Genomic DNA, 21,851 nt, shown 5'->3' on the forward strand with positions numbered 1-21,851 from the left:
CGGCCCGAGGCGGGCGGCAGGGTTCAGCGGCCGCCGGCGACGTCCAGGAACGTGCCCGTCATGTAGGAGGAGGCCGGCGAGAGCAGGAAGAGGATCGACTCGGCGACCTCCTCCGGCTGCCCGCCGCGCCGCATCGGCAGGTCGGGGGCGACCCGGTCGACCCGGCCGGGCTCGCCGCCCAGGGCGTGGATGTCGGTGTGGATCAGGCCCGGGCGGACGGCGTTGACCCGGATGCCCTCGGCGGCGACCTCCAGGGCCAGCCCGCGGGTCATCGAGTCGACGGCGCCCTTGGCGGCCGCGTAGTCCACGTACTCGTTCGGCGAGCCGAGCCGGGAGGCGGCCGAGGAGACGTTGACGATCGCGCCGCCCGCCCCGCCGTGCCGGGTGGACATCCGGCGGACGGCCCGGCCTGCGCAGAGGAAGGCGGAGGTGATGTTGGAGGCCCAGATCCGGTTCAGCCGGTCCTCGTCGATCTCGTCCAGCCGGCACTGCCGCTCCAGCGTGCCCGCGTTGTTCACCAGGGCGGTGAGCGGGCCGAGTTCGGCGTCCACGGTGGCGAACAGCCGGTCCACCTCGGCGGTTCGGGTGACGTCCGCCCGGACGGCGACGGCCGTGCCGCCCTCGTCCCGGATCGCCGCGACCACGCCGGCCGCCGCGGCCTCGTCGGTCCGGTAGTTGACGCAGACGCGGTAGCCGCGCCGGCCGGCGAGCAGTGCGGTGGCGGCGCCGATGCCGCGACCGGCACCGGTGATGAGGACGACTTCGTTGCGGGCGGGGCCGGTCGAGTTGGTCATGGTCCGAACGGTATCCCCCGGGCCGGGGCGGGTCACCGGCCGGAGGCCGCCGCGCGCAGGGCCGCGATCTTCGGCGCCCGGCTCCTCGGCGAGTCCAGGCTGAACCCGCGTGCGTCGCCCAGCTGGTCGCGGACGAACGCCTCCGTCCGGGCCACCGCCTCGCACAGCGCGTCGTCCGGCGGCACGAAGGACTGGAGGACGATCTCGCCCCGCTCGGTGTCGTACTCCCAGAAGCCGGTGATCCGGCCGCGGTCCAGCACGATGTGGGTCTGCGGGTCGGCCTCGCCGCCGAAGCTGCGCCCGGCCTTCCCGGCGGGCAGCGGCCGGGCCGCGTCGGCCGGTTCGACCAGCCGGGACAGGTCGCGGTGGAGCAGGTGGATGCCGTCGATGCCGGCCAGCAGCGTGTAGTGCGGCTCGGCCGGGACGGTGAACTCGGCGAACTCGTCGAGGAGTTCGGGCGCCATCAGCAGGCCCGGACCGGACGGGCCGGACGGTGCGCCGGGCAGCGCGACCAGCCCGGCCTCGACGACCGCCCGCCTGGCGGTCGCGGCGGTGAACCCGGAGAACCAGCGGAAGTGCTGCAGGCCGGCCGGGCCGGCCCAGGAGAAGTAGCGCCGGGCGAGCTCCGCCGCGTCGCCGGCGACCGGCTGGTCCCAGCCGACGTAGCCGTAACGCTGCTGGTCCAGGCGGCCGTTGACCGGCACCCGGCGGATCCGGCCGCGCGACTGCATCAGCCCCAGCGCCAGCGGCAGGGTGGTCGACAGCCCGCGCTTCTTCCCGGCGTCGCCCAGCGGGCGGACGGCGTCGCCGACCGCCGCCCGGATCGCGGCCGGGTCCTGCGGCGTGCCCGGGGCGTCGGCCAGCGCGCGGCCGACGGCGAGGCAGAGCTTCTCCACCTCGTCCCGGCCCACCCCGAGATGCTTCCCGGCGGCGGCCAACTCGCCCTCGGGGGCCGCCGCCCCGGCCGCCAGGGCGAGCGCGAAGTCGGTGGCCGGCACCACGTAGGTGCAGCCGCGCGCCGACGGCAGCTCGTGCACCTCCAGCCGGGCGACCGCCGCGTCCACCGCCTCCCGCCCCAGCCCGGCCCGCGCGAACAGGCCCAGGTACGGCGCCGCGCCGCCCACCGAACGGGCCCAGCCGGTGGCGGTCAGGACCTCGGCGGCGGCGGAGGCGCCGCGGTGCGCGCCGTCCAGCCACTGCCGGTGCGCCCACCAGGCCCGCAGCTTCTCGGTACCCGGGCCGGGGGACTGCTCGTCGTCGGGCTTCGCCATGGCGCCAGTATCGTGCCCGGGCCGCCGCCCCGGCCGGAATTCGCTCGCCCGGCGCGGCCTCCGCACGGCAGACTCCTCTGACCGCACCGAGACCAGGCCGCAGGGAGGCCCGCCCATGACCACCGCCCCCGGCACCGTCCTGCTCGCGGGCGTCGTCGGCTCGACCGCGTACGGCTTCGCCCACGCCGGCTCCGACATCGACCGGCTCGGCCTCTACGCGGCCCCCACCGAGGAGTTCCACGGCCTGCACCGCCCGGCGGAGTCGCACGTCACCACCGGGCCCGACGTGACGCTGCACGAGGCCGCCAAGTGGTGCCGCCTCGCCCTCACCTGCAACCCGACCGCCTCCGAACTGGCCTGGCTGCCGGACGGCCTGTACGAGACACGCAGCCCGCTGGGCGAGGAGCTCATCGCGATCCGGGCGTCCTTCCTGAGCGCGAAGGCCGTCCGCAGCTCCTATCTCGGCTACGCCGACCAGCAGTTCCGCAAACTGCTCACCCGCGACACCACCGACCCGGCCACCCGCCGGCGGGCCGCCAAGCACGCCCGGCACCTGGTCCGCCTGGTCGAACAGGGCGTCCGGCTCCACGAGACCGGCGAGAACGTCGTCCGCCTCCCCGACCCCGAGCGCGTCCGCGAACTCGGCGAACGCATCGCCGACCACCCCGCCACCGCCGAACCCCTGCTCGCGGCCGCCGCCGAGCGCCTCGCCCGCCCCGGCGTCCTCCCCGCCGCCCCCGACCCCCGCCCCGCCGAGGCCTGGCTCCGCCGCGTCCGCGCCGCCCACTACACCCCGCCCGCCCCGCCCGCCCCTTGAGCCCCGGCGCGCCCCTGCAATCCACTGGCGGAGCCCTGGGCCACACCGGGTAGGATCGCGGTGGCCGGCTCCGCACGGGCGGGCCACGGGCCGCTAGCTCAATTGGCAGAGCTGCGGACTTTTAATCCGTAGGTTCAGGGTTCGAGCCCCTGGCGGCCCACGTGTGACGAGGGGGCTAAACCCCCTCTGACCAGCAGCGCAGCACCCCGGCTAATTCGAGTAGTCGGGGTGCTGCTGCATTTGCGAGCCGTCTGCGTGAGCGGATTGCGAGTCAGTACCGGGTGCGGCAGCGGACGGGGCGTCCTTCGGTGACCGTGCCCGGGGGACCAGCGCTGCGGCGGCCTCAGCATGGGCGAGCGCGAGCTCCGGTAGGACGCCGGCGTAGATGTCGGCCGTGATGGTGATGGAGGAGTGGTGGCTGGACCCCGACGGATTCCTCATCCAGATCCGGCACTTCCTGATCCTGCGGATCCTCGGTGTGATCCCTAGCTCCTGCCTCACCGGCGCCGACCTGCTCCTGCCGCTGGCCAAGCTCGCGGAGGTCCGACACCCCGATGCGGCCAAGGCGTTTGCTCGCACCCACCCGCTGCCCGCCACCGGGCCCGACGATCGGATGGACGATGACCGCACCCGCGCAGCTTGACCTTCTCATCACCGCCCTCCCGCTCCAGGGCCGCGTCGCTCTGGTCACTGGCGGAGCCAGCGGGAGCGGTGCGGCGATCAGCCGAGCGCTGGCCGCTGCCGGAGCCTCCGTCGCCCTCAATCACCTCGCACGGATCGCCCAGGCCCGCGCCGTCCTCGGCGTCGTCCGCCGCGAAGGACGCCCCAGGATTGAGGTCAGCGCCGACCTTACCGAACCGAACGCGGTCGCCGCGCTCACCAACCAGGTCGAATCGGAGCTCGGCCCGATCGACATCCTGGTCAACAACGCCGGCGCCTACCCCCGCACGGCGTGGGACGAGCTCGGCGAGGAGGAGCGGGCCAGCGCGATCGAGTCGAACCTCACCATCCACTACCGCACGTGCCGCGCCGTCACTCCCGGAATGGCCGAGCGCCGCTGGGGCCGGATCATCAACATCGGCAGCGTCAACGCCCGCGCCGGACGCCCCGGCCTCACTGCCTACAGCACCGCCAAGGCCGGACTGATCGGCTTCACCAGGTCGCTGGCCAGGGAACTTGGCCCGGTCGGAATCTGCGTGAACACTGTCCTGCCCGGGGCCATCCAGGTCGAGGCGGAGAACGACCTTCCCGCTCATCACCGCGCCCGACCCGAGGACCAGATCCGCCGCCAGTGCGTTCAGCGCCGGGGCCGTCCCGAGGACGTCGCCCGCCGCAGCGACCTTCCTCGCCGGCCCGAGCGCGTCCTTCATCACCGGCCAGTCGTTGCACGTCGACGGCGGCTGGATCCTCCACTGACCGCCGGCACCATCGAGACAGGAAGAGACCACATGCAGCACCGCGTCCGCGCCGTCCTCCTCACCCCGAACAACACCACGTTGCTGATCAAGCGCATCCGCCCCGGCATCGACCCGTACTGGGTGATCGTCGGCGGCAAGATCGAACCGACAGACGCCAGCCCCGAGGATGCCCTCCAGCGCGAGATCCGCGAGGAGATCGCCGGCGAGGCCCAGATCGTCAGCCTCCTCCACACCCTGGAGACCGACGAGGAGCGCCAGGACTTCTACCTCGCCACCATCGACAAGTGGAGCTTCGAGGACCGCACCGGCCCCGAGTTCAGCCAGGAAGGCCGAGGCGAGTACCTCCTGGAGGAGATCGCCCTCACCACTGAGGCCCTCGACGCGATCAACCTCCTGCCCCAGGCGTTCGCCACCGTTCTCCGCGGGGCTGTCGAGCGCGGCGAGGTACTCGCGACCAGGTAGCCCCAAAGCGACTGCGAGTAACGCGCCGCAACCCGTGGGATCGCGATCCGTGTCGATCTTTTAATCCGTAGGTTCAGGGTTCGAGCCCCTGGAGGCCCACCCGGAACGAGGGGCTTCACCCCTTGTGACCTGTAGCGCACCGCAGGGCCGTTCACCCACCGGGTGGACGGCCCTGCGCATGTCTCCCGCCGGCACGTCACACCCGTCGGCCGTTCCTGCCCCTCGCGCCGCCGGCCGGCACAGTGCGGAAGGCCCAGGCCGGAGGAGTCCGGCCTGGGCCTTATGCGCTTCCCGCTCGGGCATCGGCGGGGACCCGGTGCGCGACCACGGGGGCGGGTCGCGCACCGGGAGTCTGTCAGCCGGCGGCGCGGATCGGCTCGCCGGTGCGGTGCAGGTGGGTGAGGATCTCGCGGTAGGAGCGGACGATGCCGGTCTCGTAGTACGGGATGTCCTTCTCCTCGCAGAACTCCTTGGTGATCTGCGCGGCGCGGCCGAGCGCGGGGGTCGGCATGTTGGGGAAGAGGTGGTGCTCGATCTGGTAGTTGAGACCGCCCATGAGGACGTCGACGAGCACCCCGCCCCGGACGTTGCGGGAGGTCAGCACCTGGCGGCGGAGGAAGTCGAGCTTCATCTCGGGCGTCACCATCAGCATGCCCTTGTGGTTGGGGGCGAAGACGCAGCCGAGGCAGATCCCGAGCAGCGCCTGGTGGACGCCGAGGAAGGCGAGCGCCTTGCCGGCCGGGAGGGCGGCGAAGACCAGCCCGAAGTAGGCCGCGAAGTGGGCGACCAGCAGGGTGCCCTCCAGGTACGGGCGCTTCATCGTGGGGCTGCGGAGTGCGCGGAAGCTGTTGTAGCTGAGGTTCAGGCCCTCCAGCAGCAGCAGCGGGAAGAAGAGGTAGGCCTGCCGCGCCCCGATGAACCTGGCGAGCCCGCCGGCCTGGCTCGCCTGCCGCTTGGACCAGACCACGATGTCGGGGGCGACGTCCGGGTCGCGCTCCTCGTGGTTGGGGTTGGCGTGGTGGCGGGTGTGCTTGTTCATCCACCAGCCGTAGCTCATCCCCATCAGGAGGTTGGCGGCGAGGCGGCCGCCGATCTCGCTGTGGAGGCGCTGGTTGAACACCTGGCGGTGGGCCAGGTCGTGCGAGATGAGGCCGATCTGGGCGAAGACGAGGGACATCGCCGCGGCGAGCAGCAGTTGCAGCCAGGTGTCGCCCAGCGCGAACAGGGCCCACCAGCCGCCGAAGAACGCGGCAAGCACGAGACCGAAGCGCACGGTGTAGTAGACCGGGCGCCGGTCGAGCAGTCCCTCGGCGGCTATCCGGCGGCTCAGCTGGGCGAAATCGCTGCCGCCGGTCTCGGACCGGGGCGCGTTGCGCCGGAGGTCGGGGGCGTCCGGCATCGTCGCGAACTCAGTGCTCATGACGAAGAGTCTGGTCGCCGGCGCGCACCGGGAGAACCGGTGAAACCCCACTTCTCAGGGGGGAGAAAACTCCCCCCTCCCCCATCCGGAACGCCCCGGCTCAAGTACGCTGCGTAGCAGGAGACGTGGACCGACGAGACGGGAGCGGGGAGCCGATGTGCCCGTGAGCAGTGCCCGATGGCCTCCGTGGCTGCGCTCCGAACTCGTTCCCTGGTTGTGCGCCGCCCTGGTGTCCGCGCGGCGCGGTGTGGCCGTCGCCCTGCTCTCCCAGCTCGCGGCCGTTCCGCTGCTCGCGCTCTCGCTCGCCTCGCTGCTGGTGCTCCCGCTGGGCATCGGCGTCCTCACCCTGCCGATCGCGCTGTTCGCCGTCCGGGGCGTGGCCGACCTGCACCGGCGGCTGCTCAGCACCTGGTGGGGGGTGGACATACCCAGCCCCTACCGGCCGCAGGAGGGGGAGGACTTCGAGCCGCTGGACGTGCCGAGCAGCGTGCGTTACTGCCGGCTGCTGCTGACCGACCTGTCGACCTGGCGGGACCTCCTCTGGCTCCTGATCGACGCCCCGGTCGGCCTGCTCTTCGGGCTGCTGCCCGGCTGGCTGATGATCTACGGGCTGCACGGCGTGGTGGCCACCCCGCTGTTCTGGCCGCTGATGGACCCCACCTACGGGTACGGGCTGATCTGGCCCGTGCACAGCACCACGACGGCGGTGCTCTCGTTCTTCCAGGGCCTGGGCATCATGTACCTCGGGTTCTGGTGTGCGGGACGCCTGCTGCGGGTGCACACCCGGATCAGCCAGAAGCTGCTCTCCCCGACGGCCAAGGCCTACCTCGCCCGGCGGGTGGCCGAGCTGACCGAGACCCGGTCGGCCGCGGTGGACGCGCAGGCCGCCGAGCTGCGGCGGATCGAACGCGACCTGCACGACGGCGCCCAGGCCCGGCTGGTGGCGATCGGGCTCAAACTCGGGCTGGCGGAGCAGCTGTTCCGCAAGAGCCCCGACACCGCGTACCGGATGCTGACCGACGCCCGTGAGGCCAGTGCCCAGGCCCTGGCCGACCTGCGCAACCTCGTCCGGGGGATCCACCCGCCGGTCCTGGCCGAACGCGGCCTCGACGGGGCCGTCCGGGCCCTCGCCCTCGACCTGCCCATCCCCGTCCAGGTCGACATCGACCTGCCCGGCCGGCCCGAGCCGCCGGTCGAGTCGGCCGGCTACTTCGCGCTCGCCGAGGCGCTCGCCAACGTGGCGAAGCACAGCGCCGCCACCTCGGCCTGGGTGCGGCTCGGCTATGCCGACGGGCGGCTGCGGCTGGTCGTCGGCGACGACGGGGGCGGTGGCGCGACCGTCCGCGAGGGCGGCGGGCTGCACGGCCTGCGCCGGCGCCTCGCCCCCTTCGACGGGACGCTCGACCTGGAGAGTCCGGTGGGTGGCCCCACCACAGTGACGATGGAGTTGCCATGCGTGTTGTGATCGCCGAGGACCTGGCGTTGCTGCGGGAGGGGATCACCCAGCTGCTCACCCTCAACGACTTCGAGGTGGTCGCGGCCGTGGACAACGGCCCGAGCCTGCTGGAGGCCCTGCTGGAGCACCGCCCCGACGTGGCGGTGGTCGACGTCCGGCTGCCGCCGACGTTCACCGACGAGGGGTTGCACGCGGTGGCCGAGGCCCGCCGGGAGCTGCCCGGGCTGCCCGTGCTGGTGCTGTCGCAGCACGTGGAGCACCTCTACGCCAAGGAGCTGCTCACCGACCAGCGGGGCGGCATCGGCTACCTGCTCAAGGACCGGGTCTTCGAGGTGAGCGAGTTCGTCGACGCGGTGCGGCGGGTGGCCGCGGGCGGGACGGCGATGGACACGTCGGTGATCTCGCAGCTGCTGGAGCGGAGCTCGGCGAAGGGGTCGATGCAGGCCCTCACCACCAGGGAGCGGGAGGTGCTGGCGCTGATGGCCGAGGGGCGCAGCAATGCGGCGGTGGCGCGGCAGCTCTGCATCACGGAGAAGTCCGTGAGCAAGCACACCAACAACATCTTCGGGAAGCTGGGGCTGGCGCAGTCGGGGGACGACAACCGGCGGGTGCTGGCGGTGCTCGCCCACCTCAACCTCTGAGACCCGGGGCCCGGGCCTCGGAGGGGGCCGGGAGGCCTGGGCTCCAGGGCGGGCGCCGGGGGCCGGGCCGCGGAAGGCCCACGGCCCCGCGGTCCGGGCCTCACGGGGGGAAGGCCGGGGCCGCGGAGGCCATGGGGGTTCGGGGGGCCGGCGGTCCGGTGGTGCCGGCCGTTCGGTGGTGCCGGTGGTTCCGTGCCGACGGCGCCTCAGTGGTGCCGGCGGGCGGCTGCGGGCCGGGGCTTGCGGAGCCCGGGCGGGTCGGCGGGAGCCGGGAGGCGGGCGCGGAGCCGGTGGCCGGCGTCGCCACCGGTGCCGGGCGGCCCGGCGTGGTCCTGGAGGCGGTGCGCGGCGCGGGCGAGGCCCTGCTGGAGGGCGTCGGCGAACCCCGAGCCGATGAGGGCGTCCCAGACGAACGCGTCCTCGGGCAGGGCCGGGGGGTGGGGTGACGTCATGACGGCCTCCTGACCGATGGCCCATCGCTGGGAACGTCGTTGTCGTGGTCTCCGGGTTCGTTGCCGTGCTGCGGCCGCGGGCGGAGCGCCGGCGGCTTCGTGGCTCGGGGAAGTCGTGCGGGGGGGGGTACTGCGGGGCCGTACGGGCGGGGAAGGCGGTGCGGGGAAGGCGGTGCGGCGCGAGCGGTGCGGGAGAGCGGTGCGACGGGCGGGATGACCGGCCCGGTGCGGCCGCCACACGGGGGATGATGGCGGAGGGCACCGGGCCGGAGTCTGTGGTGTCGCCCCCGGTCAGAACTCCAGCCGGATGGGCTCGCCGATGGCGCGCATGTGGCGCAGCGCCTCCCGGTGGGACGCGAGGAGCCCGGTCTGGTGGTAGGAGACTCCGAGCTCGGCGCAGTACCGCTCGGTGATGAGCTGCGCCTTGCGGAGGGCGGGGGTCGGCATGCTGGGGAAGAGGTGGTGCTCGATCTGGTAGTTGAGACCGCCCATGAGGACGTCGACCAACGGGCCGCCCCTGACGTTGCGGGAGGTCAGCACCTGCCGGCGGAGGAAGTCGAGCCGGTCCTCGCCGGTGACCATCGCCATGCCCTTGTGGTTGGGGGCGAAGACGGAGCCGAGGTAGATGCCGAACAGCGCCTGGTGGACGGCGATGAAGGCGACGGCCAGGCCCGGGGGCAGGAGCAGGAAGAGCCCGCCCAGGTAGAGCACGAAGTGGGCGACGAGCAGGGTGCCTTCGAGGACGGGCCGCTTCATGGTCGGCTTGTTGAGGGCACGGAAGCTGTTGAAGCTGAGGTTCGGGCCCTCCAGCATGAGCAGCGGGAAGAACAGCCGGGACTGGTGCTTGCCGACGAACCTGGGGAGCCCCTTGGCCGCGCGGGCCTGGCGCTCGGACCAGATCAGGATGTCGGGGGAGACGTCCGGGTCCTTCTCCTCGTGGTTGGGGTTGGCGTGGTGGCGGTTGTGCTTGTTCATCCACCAGCCGTAGCTCATGCCCATCAGGAAGTCGGCGACGAAGATGCCCCAGCCCTCACTTGCCCGGCGCGAGGTGAAGACCTGCTTGTGCGCCAGGTCGTGGGCCAGCAGGGCTATCTGGCCGAAGACCACGGACATGGCCGCGGCGACCAGCAGCTGCGCCCAGGAGTCGCCCACGGCGACCACCGCGGCGACACCGGCGACGAGGGAGAGTCCCACCAGCGTGAACCGCACCGAGTAGTAGAGCGGTCGCCGGTCCAGCAGTCCCGCTTCCGTGATCTGGCGGGACAGGCCGGCGAAGTCGCTGCCCGCCTCTCGGACTTCCGGCACGGGCGCTGGTGAGACCAGGGCTTCGAACGTCATGACCGCCAGTCTGCTCATGGGGAAGAGCTGCCGTAATCCCGTTAACGCCCCTATTCGGGGTGGGGAGGACCCCACTGTCGCCGCCGTCGGCGAATAGGGGTTGGGGGGTGGGGTGGCCCTGCCTAGGCTCGCGGAACGGGGGGATCGCGAAGCGGAGGAGTTGGCGTGAGTCGCTTGCAGGACAAGGTAGTTGCCATCACGGGGGCCGCCCGGGGGCAGGGTCGCAGCCATGCGGTGCGCTGCGCCGAGGAGGGGGCCGACGTCATCGCCGTCGACCTGTGCGAGGACGTGGCGGCCACCGGCTACCCCGGTGCGACGCCGGAGGACCTGGCGGAGACGGTCCGGCTGGTGGAGAAGACGGGCCGCCGGGTGTTCGCCCGCCGGGCCGACGTGCGCGACGGCGCCGCCGTCCGGGCGGCGTTCGCCGACGGGGTGGCGGAGCTCGGCCGGCTCGATGCCGTGGTCGCGAACGCGGGCATCATCGCGATCGGCGCCGACCTCGGGGTGGACGCCTTCACGGAGAGCGTGGACATCGACCTCTCCGGGGCGGTGAACACGGTGCACGCCGCCCTGCCGCACCTCGGTGCCGGCGGTTCGGTGGTCGTGATCGGCTCGGTGGCGGGGCTGCTGCCCGGGCAGGGAGAGAACCCGGGGGGCCCGGGGATGGCGGGCTACATGTTCGCCAAGCGCTGTCTGGTGGACTACGTGAACACGCTGGCCGTGCAGCTCGGCCCGTCCGGCCGCCGGATCAACGCGGTGCACTCGTCCCTGGTCTCCACGCCCATGATCATGAACGAGCGGATGCACCGGGTGTTCCGCCCGGACCTCGACGCCCCGGGCCCGGAGGACGCCGTCCCGGTGTACGAGAGCCTGACCGCGCTGCCGGTCGGGTGCGTGGAGCCTTCCGACGTGACGCACGCGGTCGTCTATCTGCTCTCCGACGAGTCCCGCTATGTCACCGGGCTCCAGCTCAAGGTGGACGGCGGGCAGATCGTGAAGGCGGGCGCGGGCGCCTGACGGCGGCCGGTGCGGGCGGGGCAGTTCCATCACTCCCCCCCCGCGGACGTGCCGGACCGGGTCGCGGCGCGGACGGGAAGCGGTGGGAATCGGGGTGCCCGAAAGGGCAGCCGCCCGGGGCCTTTCGGTGAGCGAAGGGCATCCGTCCGCGAGGGTGGCCGGCCGGCGGGAGAATGGGCCGGCGGAAGGCGTTGTCGGCGCTTCGCCCGGTGCCGGGCGGGCGGATTCCGCAATGGCCGGATCGCCGACGGCGCGTCGTCCGGAATCCGTCGTACCGGCCCGCCCGGTCCGGCGCGACGGCAGGCCGGAACGGGTGGCGGCGGGCGGACCGCACGGTGGCGGTGGGCCGCGACGGCACCCCAGGGGCCCTCGGGCCGGGCCCGGTCGTTCCGGTCGTACCGGTGCGGTGACCGCGCCGCCCGTCGCGCCGGGCGTCGGACGGCCAACCCGGACATATCGTCGGACGAGGGGCCCCGGCCCCAGACGCTCGGGTTCCGGAGCGACTTGCCAGGGCGTCGCGGCGGGAGGCAATCTGATGACGACGCACCGCAGTTGCCGGAGTCCCGGCTGCTGTCCGGCCCTGGACGCCTCTCCCCGGCGCCGGTGAACGGGCGTCGGCCTCGCTGCTCTCCCGCCGGCCCGGTTCCGGGCGGGCGGTGGCGGCGGGCGGGGCGGGAGGGACCGCCGGCGTACTCGCGCCGGTGGCGTCGGAAGAGCAGAGCGACGCCCGGTGCACGCCGGTGCGAATGTGATCCGGACCTCGGCGTCGGCGGTGCGCCGCGGTACCGGTCGGCCCAGTCTCGGGCCTGTGCGGGGAAGACGGCCGGCGGGTCGGCGGCCCCGGTGGCGGGCCGCGTCGACCTTGTCGCACACCCGCTGTGGTCTAGGCCTCCTTGTGAGGCGGGTCACAGCATCTCCTCGCTGATCGGTGTAGAAACAATCACTGAGCGTGGCGGGGTGCGGGGTTCAGGTGGTGCCTGTCCGGGAGTGGCCGGGCGAGCGCGACCGAGTGGGTTTGGCGGGCGTGTTGCGCTGTGCCGGTGATCCTGGCCGCGAACCTGCGGGGAATGCGTGATTCGCTTAGGGGGAAAGCAATGTTTCTGGCCGATCGCTTAAAAGCGTTGGACACCCTGGATACCCTTCTCGCCGAATGTGCCGAGGGAAACGGGACCGTGGCGTGGGTCAGCGGGGCGCTCGGCAGTGGGAAGACCGAGCTGCTGAACGTCTTCGCGGACCGGGCCGCCGATCGTGGCGCTCTGGTCCTGCGGGCGACCGGCGCCAAGGCGGAACAGGCTCTCCCGATGGGGGCGATGAGCCAGATCTTCCAGGACCCCGCGCTGCCCGACGAGGTGGCCGACCGGGCTGCCGACCTGCTCCAGGCGGCGTCCAGGCCCACCGGGGCCGACGAGCAGGCGGACGACCTGAGCCGCCGGCCGGTGCCGGGGACGCGTGAGCTGTGCGCGCTGATCCTGGAGCTGGCCGCGGACCGTCCGGTGGTCATCGGCATCGACGACGTGCACTTCGTCGACGCCGCCTCGCTCCAGGTCGTGCTCTACCTCCGGCGCCGAATCCACTCCGCCCGCGTCCTGCTGGTGCTGAACGAGTGGTCGCGGCCCAGGCCGGCCCGCCCGTTCTTCCAGGCCGAGATCACCAGGCTGCCGCACCACCGCATCCGCCTGGACCCGCTCTCCCGCGACGGTGTCCGGGAACTCATCGCCCACTGGCTGGGCCAGGAGACCGCCGACCGGGTCGCCGGCTGGGTCTACCGGCTCAGCGGCGGCAACCCGATGCTGGCCGGCGCGCTGATCGAGGAATGCCGCGACCGCCAGGACGAGCTGGACGAGGACGGTTTCCGGGACGGGCCGCCGGGCTTCGGCTTCGACCAGGCCGTCCGCGCCATCCTGCACCGCTGGGAGCCCGCGCTCCTCGAAGTGGCCCAGGGGCAGGCCGTGTTGGGTGCCCACGCGTCGCCGGCGCTGATCGCCCGGCTGCTCGGTGTGATGCCGGAACGCGCCGCCGAGATGCTGGACATCCTCGGCCGCGCCGGGCTGCTCGGCCCTTCGGGCTTCCCGGCCCCGGTCGCCTCCGCCGTGCTCGGCAGCCTGGAGGCGGAGGACCGCTCCCAGCTGCACTCGCTCTGCGCCGAACTGCTCCACAAGCTGGGCTCCACCACCGCGGAGATCGCCCGCCACCTGCTCGCCGCCGACCGCGCGGCCGGCCGCTGGGCGATGGAGGTCCTGCGCGACGCCGCCGCCCAGGCGCTCGCGGGCAACGACGCCGAGCACGCCACGGCCTGCCTCGAACTCGCCCTGGAGGCCTGCACCAACGACGACGAGCGGCTCGCCATCACGGCGATGCTGGCCCGGGCCGCCTGGCGGATCAACCCCGCGACGATCCTGCCCCACCTCGACACGCTCCGCAGCGCGGTGCGGGCCGGGTTCCTCACCGGGCGCGACGCCGTCAACGTGATCCGCTACCTGCTCTGGCAGGGCGACATCGAGGGCGCGGGCGAGGTCTTCCAGACCCTCAGCGCCGTCGGCGACCTGGACGACGCCCAGCTCGCGGCCGAGCTCAGCCTCATCTTCATGGCGATGTGCGGTCCCTCGCAGGGCAGCCCGGTGCAGGAACGGGGCGAGACCACCGGCGGCCCCGAACTCGGCGGCTCCTTCGGCAACCCCTGGGCGCGCGCCACCTCGACCCTCACCGACGTGCTCCAGCGGGAGTCCTCCGACGCGGCCGTCGTCAGCGCGGAGTACATCCTGCAGAGCTGCCTGCTCAGCGACAGCACCCTGGAGATCATCGCCTTCGCCCTGCTCGCGCTGCAGTTCGCGGGGCGCCCCGACCTCGCCACCACCTGGTGCGACGGGCTGATCGACGAGGCGGTGCGCCGCCGGGCCAACACCTGGCAGGCGGTGCTCTGCAGCGTCCGGGCCGAGATCGCCTTCCGGCAGGGGGACCTGGCGATCGCCGAGGTCAAGGCGGAGGCGGCGTTCAGCCGGCTTCAGCCCAAGGGGTGGGGCGTCCTCATCGGGCTGCCCATCTCCACGATGGTGATGGTCAACACGGCGCTCAACCGCCACGAGAAGGCGGCGGAGCTGCTGAACCAGCTCGTGCCCGACGCCATGTTCGACACCGCCTTCGGGATGCTCTACCTCAGGGCCCGCGGCCACCACCACCTCGCGGTCGACCGGGCGCTCGCCGCGCTCAGCGACTTCCAGACCTGCGGGGAGAAGATGCAGCAGTGGAAGGCCGACGTGCCGTCGCTGCTGCCCTGGCGCAGCGACCTCGCCGAGGCCTACCTGCGTCTGGCCCGGCCCGAGGTGGCACGCGAGTTGATCGAGCGTCAGCTCGAACTGCCGGACGCCCAGGGGGCGGCCATCCGCGGCAGCTCGCTGCGGGTCAGGGCCGCCGCCGAGGACGTCGGCCAGCGGCCCAGGACCCTGAAGAAGGCGGTCGACCTGCTCCAGAGCTCCGGCAACCGGCTCGAACTCGTCCGGGCGCTGGCCGACCTGAGCTCCGCCTACCACCGCCTCGGCGACTTCGGGCGGGCCCGGGCCACCGGGCGGCGCGCCGTCCAGGAGGCCAAGCTCTGCCACGTCGACGCCGTGCCGCCGCAGCTCCTCGGGGATCTGCCGGGCGACACCTTCGTGGCGGAGAAGGAGGAGCCGGAGGGCGTCAAGGACGCGGGGTCCACCGCGCTGAGCGACGCCGAGCGCCGGGTCGCGACGCTGGCCGCCGTCGGCCACAGCAACCGGGAGATCGCCCGCAAGCTCTACATCACCGTGAGCACGGTGGAGCAGCACCTCACCAGGATCTACCGAAAGCTCCAGGTGAGCCGGCGCGACGAACTCCTGGAAGGCCTCCAGCTGCGGCGGGAGCCGGACGAGCTGCTCGACGGCCGGGACGGGGTGCTGGGGCCGAACGGCCTGGCCGAGCGCGAGGCGTGAGGGGGAGAGGGACCGTGCCGGGGGCCGCCTGACGGGGGCGGCCCCGGCACGGAGCGCGGGGCCCGTCCCGGCACGGGGGAGACGGCCGGGAGGGCGGGCCGTCGTCAGGCGCCGGCGGTGCTGCGCGCGTGGGCGCGGGCACGGTCGGCGAGGATGCGGTTGACCTCGGCGGCGTGCGGGGCGAGGAAGAAGTGGCCGCCGTCGAAGACCGTCAGCTCGAACGGGCCGCTGGTGTGGTCGGCCCAGGAACGGGTCTCGTCCACGGTGACCTTCGGGTCCCTGTCCCCGACCAGGGCGTGGACCGGGCAGCTGAGGTCGGAGCCCGGGCGGTACTTGTACGTCTCCGCGGCGCGGTAGTCGCTGCGGATCGCGGGGAGGATCATCCGGAGCAGCTCCTCGTCCCCGAGCACCCCCGGCTCCGTGCCGCTGAGCTCCTTCAACTCCCGGACCAGGCCCTCGTCGTCACGCTGGTGCACGTACTCGTCGCGGTGCCGGGACGGCGCGCGGCGGCCGGACGCGACCAGCGCGGCCGGCGCGATCCCCTCCCGCTCCAGCCGGCGGCCGACCTCGAAGGCCAGCGAGGCGCCCATGCTGTGCCCGAAGAGCACCAGCGGCACATCAGTCCACGGGCGCAGCTCCTCCACCAGGACGTCCGCCAGCTCGTGCAGATCGCCGATGCCCGGCTCGTGGCGCCGGTCCTGGCGGCCCGGGTACTGCAGGGTGATCACGTCGACGGCCGGAGCCAGCGCCTGCGACAGCGGGAAATAGAACGAGGCCGAACCGCCCGCGTGCGGAAAACAGGCCAGCCGAACGGGGGCGTCGGCGGACGGGTGGAACCTGCGAATCCACGGACTGGTCACTCCCGCTGCCTCTGCCATGATTCCTGATGTCCTTTCGCTGAGGTCGGGGTGTTCCCGAGAAGCCGCGCGGTGAATTACGCTGCGGCGGACGGCGCCGGTGACCGTCTCCTGTTGCAGGCTATTGGCGTCTCCCTTGTGCGGCAAGGGACTTGGGAATCCACAGTGGTCGGCCTGCGTCGCACGGCCTTGGACGCCCCTCGCCATAGGGGCGGGTAGGGGCGGGGTTAGGGGTGGGCGGGCCGGGGTCGCCCTGCGTAGCGTACGAATATATGCGCCGCTGGGTGTTATTCGTCATGTCCCGATTCCGGCGCCGCAGGTGAATCGACATTCCAGCACCGTGAATTCCTGGCCGGACCAGTGAGGGAGACGTTGGGTGGACAACGAGGAGAAGCTTCTCGACTACCTCAAGCGAGCGACAGCCGATCTTCGTGAAGCTCGACGGCGCCTGCGGGAAAACGAGCGCCGGGAGAATGAGCCGATTGCGATCGTCGGGATGAGCTGCCGCTTCCCGGGGGACGTCCGTTCGCCGGACGACCTCTGGCGGCTGGTCGACGCGGGCGGGGACGGTGTCTCCGGGTTCCCGTCGGACCGCGGCTGGGACACCCAGGGCATCTACGACCCCGAACCCGGCAAGCCCGGCCACACCTATGCGAAGACCGGCGGCTTCCTGCACGACGCGGCCGACTTCGACGCCGCGTTCTTCAGCATGGGCCCGCGCGAGGCGCTGGCCACCGACCCGCAGCAGCGCCTGCTGCTGGAGGTCTCCTGGGAGGCGATCGAGCGGGCCGGCATCGACCCGTCCTCGCTCAAGGGCAGTCAGACCGGCGTCTTCGCCGGTGTGATGTACCACGACTACGCCTCGCGCCTGAGCACCATCCCCGACGAGCTCCAGGGCTACATCGGCAACGGCAACACCGGCAGTGTCGTGTCGGGCCGGGTCGCCTACAGCCTCGGTCTGGAGGGCCCGGCGGTGTCGGTGGACACGGCGTGCTCGTCCTCGCTGGTGGCCCTGCACTGGGCGATCCAGGCGCTGCGCCGCGGCGAGTGCACGCTGGCCCTGGCGGGCGGTGTCACGGTGATGCCCACGCCGGAGACCTTCGTGGAGTTCAGCCAGCAGCGCGGGCTGGCCCCGGACGGCCGGATCAAGGCGTTCGCGGAGGCGGCGGACGGCACCGGCTGGGGCGAGGGCGTGGGCGTGCTGCTCGTCGAGCGGCTGTCGGACGCGCGTCGGCTCGGGCACGAGGTGCTGGCCGTGGTGCGGGGCTCCGCGGTGAACCAGGACGGTGCGAGCAACGGGCTGACGGCGCCGAACGGTCCGTCGCAGCAGCGGGTGATCCGGGCGGCGCTGGCCGACGCGGGGCTGTCCACGGGAGACGTGGACGCCGTCGAGGCGCACGGCACGGGCACCACGCTGGGTGACCCGATCGAGGCGCAGGCGCTGCTGGCCACCTACGGCCAGGACCGTCCGGAGGGCCGGCCGCTCTGGCTCGGCTCGATCAAGTCGAACCTGGGCCACACCCAGGCTGCCGCCGGTGTCGCGGGCATCATCAAGATGGTGCAGGCGATGCGCCACGAGGTGCTGCCGAAGACCCTGCATGTGGACGCCCCGTCCTCGCACGTGGACTGGTCGGCCGGTGATGTCGAGCTGCTGGCCGAGGCCCGCGCCTGGGAGAAGGCGGAGGGTGCGCCGCGTCGCGCGGGTGTGTCCTCGTTCGGCATCAGCGGCACCAACGCGCACGTGATCCTGGAGGAGGCCCCGGCGACCGAGCCCGTCGAGGAGCCCGTCGAGGAGCCCGGCGCGGGTTGGCCGGTGGGTGTGCCGGTGCCGTGGGTGGTGTCGGGCCGGACGGAGGCCGCGCTGCGGGCCCAGGCCGGGCGGCTGCGGGAGTTCGTGGCGGGTACCGACCGGTCGCCGCTCGACGTCGGCTTCTCGCTGGCGTCCTCGCGTGCCGTCCTGGACCGTCGGGCCGTGGTGCTCGGGGCCAACCGGACCGAGCTGATGGTGGGTCTGGAGAAGCTCGCCGCGAGCGACGGCGCGGAGAGCGGCGCAGGCCGCTCCGAGGGCCGGACGGCGTTCCTGTTCACGGGTCAGGGTTCGCAGCGGGTCGGGATGGGTGGTGAACTGTACGAGGCCTTCCCGGTGTTCGCGGCTGCGCTGGACGAGGTGTGCGCGCTGCTGGACGGTGAGTTGGGTGTGTCGCTGCGCGAGGTGATCGCGGGTGCGTCGGGTTCGCTGGACGACACGGTCTTCACGCAGTCGGCGTTGTTCGCGGTCGAGGTGGCGCTGTACCGGCTGGTGGAATCGCTGGGTGTGCGGGCGGACTTCCTGGCCGGGCACTCGGTGGGTGAGATCGCGGCTGCTCACGTGGCCGGGGTCCTGTCGCTGGCGGATGCGTGCACGCTGGTCGCCGCCCGCGGTCGGCTGATGCAGGCGCTGCCCGCCGGTGGGGTCATGGTCGCTGTCCGGGCGGCCGAGGCGGACGTGCTGCCGCTGCTGAAGGGCCGTGACACCCAGGTCGGGGTGGCGGCCGTCAACGGGCCCGCCTCCGTGGTGATTTCGGGTGCCGAGGCCGCGGTGGACGAGGTGGTCGCGCAGTTGAAGGAGCGCGGCATCGCCTCGGTCCGGCTGACGGTCTCGCACGCGTTCCACTCGCCGCTGATGGAGCCGATGCTGGAGGACTTCCGGACCGTCGTGAGCGGCCTGGCGTTCGCCGAGCCCAAGCTCGCCGTCGTCTCCAACGTCACCGGAGAGCTCGCCACCGGCGAGGAGCTGCGCGACCCGGAGTACTGGGTGCGCCACGTCCGCCAGGCCGTCCGTTTCGCCGACGGGATCAGGGCGCTGGAGGACGCGGGCGTGACCCGCTTCCTGGAGCTGGGCCCCGACGGCGTGCTGACCGGCATGGCGCTGGGCTCCCTGGAGCGGCCCGACGACGCCGTTCTCGTGCCCGCCCTGCGCAAGGGCCGCGACGAGGTCCCGGTCATGCTGGCCGCCCTGGCGGGCGTGTTCGAGGCGGGCGCGGACGTCGACTGGGCGGCCGTGTTCCGGGGCACCGGCGCGCGCCGCGTCGACCTGCCGACCTACGCCTTCCAGCACGAGCGCTTCTGGCTCGACGCCGGCCCCGCGAGCGCCGGGGACGCGGCGGCCCACGGCCTGGCGGCGACCACGCACCCGCTGCTCAGCGCCGTGGTCGAACTCCCGGACTCCGACGGCGTGGTGCTCACCGGCCGACTCGGTCTGGACAGCCACCCCTGGCTCGCCGACCACGCGGTGTTCGGCACCGTCCTGCTGCCCGGCTCGGCCTTCGTCGAGATGGCCCTGCGGGGCGCCGACGAGGTCGGCTGCACGGTCGTCGAGGAGCTGACGATCGGCGCGCCGCTGGTGATCCCGGAGCGTGGCGGGATGCGGGTCCGGGTCGTCGTCGGCGGGTCGGACGAGGCCGGCAAGCACAGCCTGTCGGTGTACTCGCAGGCCGAGGGCGTCGGTCCGGACACCCCGTGGACCCGGCACGCCGAGGGCATCGTCGGGGACGAGGTCGAGGAGGGCGAGCTCTGCGACCTGACGGTCTGGCCGCCGGAGGGCGCCGAGGAGGTGCCCGTGGCGGGCGCCTACGAGGGCCTGGTCGGCCGGGGCTACGGCTACGGCCCGGTCTTCCAGGGGCTGAAGCGCGCCTGGACCCGCGACGGCCGCGAGGTGTTCGCCGAGATCACGCTGCCCCGGGAGTCCCGCGCGGACGGCGAGGCCTTCGGGCTCCACCCGGCGCTGCTGGACGCGTCGTTCCACGCCTCCCTGTTCATCGAGCCGGGCGGCCCGAGCGTGCCCCGGCTGCCGTTCTCCTGGCACGGCATCCGGGTGTTCTCCCCCGGTGTCACCACGATCCGGGTGCGCTGCGACTCGAACGGGCCCGACACGGCCCAGGTCGACATCGCCGACGCGACCGGCGCGCCGATCGCCGCGGTGCACCACCTGCTGGCGCCGCCGATCTCGGACGAGCAGCTGCGGGTCGCCCAGGCCGAGAACGTGGAGAACCTCTTCCGGCTCCGCTGGCAGTCCGCCGTGTTCGGCGGCCCCGTCGACACGGGGCAGCGCTGGGCGGTCGCCGGCCGGGTCGGCGACGCCTGGGCGGCGGTGGCCGGGCGGGCCGCCGCCGGGTACGAGTCGGTGGCCGCGCTGGCCGCCGCGGTCGAGGCGGGCGCGCCCGTCCCGGACGTGGTGCTGCTGCCCTGCCTGCCCGACCCGGCCGCCGAGGCCGGGGACGTGCCGGCCGAGCTGCGGGCGGTGGCCGGGCGGGTCCTGGCCGAGGTGCAGACCTGGCTGGCCGACGAGCGGTTCGCCGCCTCCCGCCTGGTCGTGCTGACCTCGGGCGCGGTGAGCGCGGGCGACACCGCCGTGGACGTGGTGACCGGGCCGGTCTGGGGACTGGTGCGGTCGGTGCAGGCGGAGAGCCCGGACCGGCTGACCCTGGTCGACTGGGACGGCCGCCGCGGCACGCTGGCCGCCCTGCGGTCCGCCGTCGACTCGGGCGAGCCGGAGTCGGCCGTGCGGGCCGGCGCCGTCCTGCTGCCGCGGCTCGGGCGCAGCCCGGTGCCGGACGAGGAGGCCGGGGCCGGCACGTTCGGGCCCGACGGCACGGTGCTCGTCACCGGCGGCACCGGCGGGCTCGGCGCCCTGGTGGCCCGTCACCTCGTGGTGCGGCACGGGGTGCGGCACCTGCTGCTGCTCAGCCGGCGCGGCGCCGCGGCCCCCGGTGCGGAGGAGCTGCGTGCGGCGCTGGTCGAGGCGGGCGCCGAGACCGTCGCCATCGAGGCCTGTGACGTCTCGGACCGGGACGCCCTGGCGGCGGTGCTCGCCGCGGCCCCGGCCGGACGGCCGCCGCTGACCGGGGTCGTCCACACCGCGGGCATCGCGGACAACGGGACGATCGGCACCCAGACCCCGGAGCGGTTCGACGCCGTTCTGCGGCCGAAGGCCGACGCCGCGTGGCACCTGCACGAGCTGACCCGGGACCTCGGGCTGACCGCCTTCGTCCTGTTCTCCTCCTCGGCCGGGCTGCTGGTCGGCGGCGGGCAGGCCAACTACGCCACGGCCAACGTCTTCCTGGACGCGCTCGCCGAGCACCGGCGTGCGGCCGGGCTGCCCGCCGTGTCGCTGGCCTGGGGGCTGTGGGCGTCCACGGACGGCATGGCCGGCCAGATGGGCGACGCCGACCTCCAGCGGATGAACCGGCTGGGCATGCCGCCCCTGGAGACCGAGGACGCGCTCGGCCTGTTCGACACGGCGATCGCCTCCGGGGATCCGACCCTGGTGCCGATCCGGCTGGACTTCGCGACCCTGGCGAGCCGGACCGACGACCTGCCGACCGCCCTGCGCGGCATGGGCCGGGCCCCGGCCCGGCGCCGCAACCGGCGGGCCGTCACGGCGGCGCCCGCCCCCGACCGGGGCTTCGCCGCCCGGCTGGCCGAGCTCTCCGAGGCCGACCGGACCCGCCAGATCTCGGCGCTCGTCCGCGAGCACGTCGCCGGGGTGCTGGGGCACGCGTCCGCCGACTCGGTGGACCCGGACCGGGCGTTCAAGGACATGGGCTTCGACTCGCTGGCCGCGGTCGAGCTGCGGAACCTGCTGAACAAGGCCACCGGCCTGCGGCTGCCGACCACCCTGGTGTTCGACTTCCCCACGCCCACCACCCTGGTCCAGCACCTGGGCACCGCGCTGGCCCCGGCCGACGCCGCCCCGAAGTCGCTGGAGGCGCAGCTCGAACTCCTGGAGGTCGCCCTCGCGCAGGCCGGCCCGGAGGAGGACCACGCCGCCGTCACCGCCCGGCTCAAGGGCCTGCTGCGCCGGTGGACGGAGCAGCAGCCCGACGGGGACGGCTCGGCCCAGCGGTTCGACGAGGCCACCGACGACGAGCTGTTCGACTTCCTGGACAACGAGCTCGGCATCGGCTGAGCGGCTCCCACCCC

Annotated in this window: 13 protein-coding genes, 1 tRNA gene and 1 pseudogene; 9 read left to right on the forward strand and 6 right to left on the reverse strand. The window is 73.5% G+C overall.

The genetic code is table 11. The features are described from left to right. Positions 1-23 precede the first annotated feature (23 nt). Both ACZ3YO_RS14860 and ACZ3YO_RS14865 read right to left on the reverse strand, forming a co-directional pair. Positions 24-794, reverse strand: coding sequence for an SDR family oxidoreductase (locus tag ACZ3YO_RS14860; protein WP_465569281.1), 771 nt, complete (start codon positions 792-794; stop codon positions 24-26). 32 nt (positions 795-826) lie between these two features. After that, complete coding sequence (locus ACZ3YO_RS14865; protein WP_465569282.1) at positions 827-2,065, reverse strand: DNA glycosylase AlkZ-like family protein; 1,239 nt, start codon at positions 2,063-2,065, stop codon at positions 827-829. 115 nt (positions 2,066-2,180) lie between these two features. Between ACZ3YO_RS14865 and ACZ3YO_RS14870 the strand changes: the two genes are divergently transcribed. The 4 genes from ACZ3YO_RS14870 to ACZ3YO_RS14885 all read left to right on the forward strand — a co-directional run bounded on the left by ACZ3YO_RS14870 (position 2,181) and on the right by ACZ3YO_RS14885 (position 4,762). After that, entirely contained in the window at positions 2,181-2,882 is a 702-nt protein-coding gene (locus ACZ3YO_RS14870; RefSeq protein ID WP_396324629.1) for a nucleotidyltransferase domain-containing protein, read from the forward strand. A gap of 87 nt (positions 2,883-2,969) precedes the next feature. Further along, positions 2,970-3,042, forward strand: a tRNA-Lys gene (locus ACZ3YO_RS14875). Positions 3,043-3,267: 225 nt separating this feature from the next. Continuing rightward, entirely contained in the window at positions 3,268-3,525 is a 258-nt protein-coding gene (locus tag ACZ3YO_RS14880; RefSeq protein WP_465569283.1) for a hypothetical protein, read from the forward strand. Beyond that, positions 3,503-4,762 carry an SDR family NAD(P)-dependent oxidoreductase gene (locus ACZ3YO_RS14885; RefSeq protein WP_465569284.1) on the forward strand — a complete coding sequence of 420 codons (1,260 nt, stop codon included), beginning with the start codon at positions 3,503-3,505 and terminating at the stop codon, positions 4,760-4,762. Before ACZ3YO_RS14880 ends, ACZ3YO_RS14885 begins: the two co-directional genes overlap by 23 nt. Positions 4,763-5,117: 355 nt before the next feature. On the opposite strand, the gene ACZ3YO_RS14890 is transcribed toward ACZ3YO_RS14885, so the two are convergent. Next, complete coding sequence (locus tag ACZ3YO_RS14890; RefSeq protein WP_396324750.1) at positions 5,118-6,161, reverse strand: fatty acid desaturase family protein; 1,044 nt, start codon at positions 6,159-6,161, stop codon at positions 5,118-5,120. Between the two features lie 184 nt (positions 6,162-6,345). On the opposite strand from ACZ3YO_RS14890, the gene ACZ3YO_RS14895 reads away from it, so the two are divergent. Both ACZ3YO_RS14895 and ACZ3YO_RS14900 read left to right on the forward strand, forming a co-directional pair. Continuing rightward, complete coding sequence (locus ACZ3YO_RS14895; protein ID WP_465569285.1) at positions 6,346-7,647, forward strand: sensor histidine kinase; 1,302 nt, start codon at positions 6,346-6,348, stop codon at positions 7,645-7,647. Then, entirely contained in the window at positions 7,635-8,279 is a 645-nt protein-coding gene (locus ACZ3YO_RS14900) for a response regulator transcription factor (RefSeq protein ID WP_465546851.1), read from the forward strand. Before ACZ3YO_RS14895 ends, ACZ3YO_RS14900 begins: the two co-directional genes overlap by 13 nt. Before the next feature lie 206 nt (positions 8,280-8,485). Here the strand turns inward: ACZ3YO_RS14900 and ACZ3YO_RS14905 are convergent, their stop codons facing one another. Further along, a complete protein-coding gene (locus ACZ3YO_RS14905) occupies positions 8,486-8,731 on the reverse strand; it encodes a hypothetical protein (protein WP_465546853.1) in 246 nt (81 codons plus the stop codon). A 291-nt stretch (positions 8,732-9,022) separates the two neighbouring features. Beyond that, positions 9,023-10,069 carry a fatty acid desaturase family protein gene (locus ACZ3YO_RS14910; protein WP_465569287.1) on the reverse strand — a complete coding sequence of 349 codons (1,047 nt, stop codon included), beginning with the start codon at positions 10,067-10,069 and terminating at the stop codon, positions 9,023-9,025. Between the two features lie 165 nt (positions 10,070-10,234). On the opposite strand from ACZ3YO_RS14910, the gene ACZ3YO_RS14915 reads away from it, so the two are divergent. Further along, positions 10,235-11,086 carry a mycofactocin-coupled SDR family oxidoreductase gene (locus tag ACZ3YO_RS14915; RefSeq protein ID WP_465569289.1) on the forward strand — a complete coding sequence of 284 codons (852 nt, stop codon included), beginning with the start codon at positions 10,235-10,237 and terminating at the stop codon, positions 11,084-11,086. Between the two features lie 1,094 nt (positions 11,087-12,180). Next, positions 12,181-15,033, forward strand: a complete 2,853-nt coding sequence (locus ACZ3YO_RS14920) for a helix-turn-helix transcriptional regulator (protein WP_465569291.1) — start codon at positions 12,181-12,183, stop codon at positions 15,031-15,033. Between the two features lie 104 nt (positions 15,034-15,137). Here ACZ3YO_RS14920 and ACZ3YO_RS14925 read toward each other — a convergent pair whose 3' ends face one another. Next, entirely contained in the window at positions 15,138-15,911 is a 774-nt protein-coding gene (locus tag ACZ3YO_RS14925) for a thioesterase II family protein (RefSeq protein WP_465569293.1), read from the reverse strand. Positions 15,912-16,305: 394 nt separating this feature from the next. Between ACZ3YO_RS14925 and ACZ3YO_RS14930 the strand changes: the two are divergent. Beyond that, positions 16,306-21,837 (forward strand): annotated as a pseudogene (locus ACZ3YO_RS14930) (type I polyketide synthase); the annotation flags it as partial. Positions 21,838-21,851 lie beyond the last annotated feature (14 nt).

The sequence above is a fragment of the Kitasatospora sp. NPDC022785 genome (assembly GCF_055561295.1).